This is a genomic window from Aquabacterium sp. (assembly GCF_049274795.1).
In the GTDB taxonomy this organism is placed as follows: Bacteria; Pseudomonadota; Gammaproteobacteria; order Burkholderiales; family Burkholderiaceae_C; genus Aquabacterium.
Genome location: NZ_JBASTH010000041.1, coordinates 1 through 1,647 on the forward strand (window position 1 = coordinate 1; position 1,647 = coordinate 1,647).

The window sequence follows — 1,647 nt, forward strand, 5'->3', positions numbered from 1 at the left end:
AAGATCGGGCTGGACCGCAAGCAGCTGTCGGAGCTGGCGCTCAACGAGCCCGCGGTGTTTGACCAGCTGGTGGAGCTGGCGACGAAGAACGGCGCTTCGAAGTCCTCGAAGAAAGTCGCCGCGTAACCGCCGTCGCAGGGCAGCGCGCTTCCGGTACTCCTCAGACGAGGGAGATGGACGACCCGTATCAGGTACAAGAGTCCCTGAGCAAGCTTAAGGAAGAATTCGAGATCGCGCTTGCTCAAGCGAATACCGCTGGGGAAGTAGAGCTTGTCCGTGTCAAGTTTCTTGGCCGAAAAAGTCCCCTCGCAGCTCACCTCAAGCAACTCGGAGTTTTTCCGCCAGATCAAAGAGCCACTGTTGGCAAAGAGCTCAATGTCCTCAAAACTACTTTCGAAAACAAAGTTGACGAGAAAAAACAGGCCCGTCTTTCTCAGTCCGTACTTCCTGCCGTCGATGTGACGCTGCCCGGCCTCGTGCACCCGCTGGGCCGGCTGCACCCAGTCACCCAGACCCTCCAGCGCCTCCTCGACTGTTTCCGCCCGCTGGGCTTTGAAGTCGTCGAGGGGCCGGAGCTCGACTACGAATTCAACAACTTCGACGCCCTCAACATCCCGCGCGACCACCCCTCGCGAGAAAATTTCGACACCTTTTTCGTCGATGCGCCCTCGCCGGAGCCGAAGAAAGGGAAACTCCTCCTGCGCAGCCACACCTCGCCGGTGCAGATCCGCGTCATGCAGTCGCGAAAAGCCCCGCTGCGGATCGTCGTGCCGGGGCGCGTCTATCGGCCGGATCCGCTCGATGCCAGCCACAGCTTCATGTTCCATCAGGTTGAGGGGCTCATGGTGGACGACCGTACCAGCTTCACCGACTTGAAAGGCGTCCTCGCGCATTGCCTGCAACGACTGTTCGGTCCGTCGACGAAGGTCCGGTTCCGTCCGCACTTCTTCCCGTTCACCGAGCCGTCGGCGGAGGTGGACATCGCCTGCACGGGCTGCAAGGGAAGCGGCTGCGCGACCTGCGGACGAAAAGGGTGGCTCGAGATTCTCGGCTGCGGCATGGTCCACCCCAACGTCTTCCGCGCCGTCGGCTACGACCCTCGCCGGGTGCAGGGCTTTGCCTTCGGGATGGGGGTGGAGCGGATCGCAATGCTGACGCATGGCATCCGCGACATCCGGCTGTTTTTCGACAACGACCTGAGGTTTCTCTCCCAATTCTAAGCGATGCGCCTTCCCATTGAGTGGCTCAAAGAATTCGTGCCGATCCGGCTCAGCCCGGAGGACCTGGCCCATCGGTTGACGATGGCCGGCTCCGAGGTCACCGGAATCTCGCGCGTCGACGGCGAGCCGGTCCTGGACCTCGAGATCACGCCCAACCGCGCCGACTGTCTGTCCATCATCGGCCTCGCCCGCGAAGTGGCCGCCATCACCGGGCAGAAACTGAAGCTGCCTCATGGGGCAGGGGGCGGGAGACAGGGGGCAAGGGAACGGAACATCCCACGCCCCACGCCCCACGCCCCTCGCCCCGTTATTCGCATCGAAGATCGCAAGGGCTGCCGGCGCTACATCGGACGGCTGATCGAAGGGGTGCGTCTGGGGTCTTCGCCGGCATGGATGCAGAAGCGGCTCATGGCCTGCGGCCTCAGGC

1 protein-coding gene and 1 pseudogene are annotated in these 1,647 nt (G+C 62.7%); both read left to right on the plus strand.

What is annotated here, in order from left to right:
• Positions 1-173 precede the first annotated feature (173 nt).
• Entirely contained in the window at positions 174-1,220 is a 1,047-nt protein-coding gene (gene pheS, locus WAQ08_RS06945) for a phenylalanine--tRNA ligase subunit alpha (RefSeq protein WP_422190334.1), read from the plus strand.
• A gap of 3 nt (positions 1,221-1,223) precedes the next feature.
• Positions 1,224-1,647, plus strand: a pseudogene (locus WAQ08_RS06950) (hypothetical protein); the annotation flags it as partial.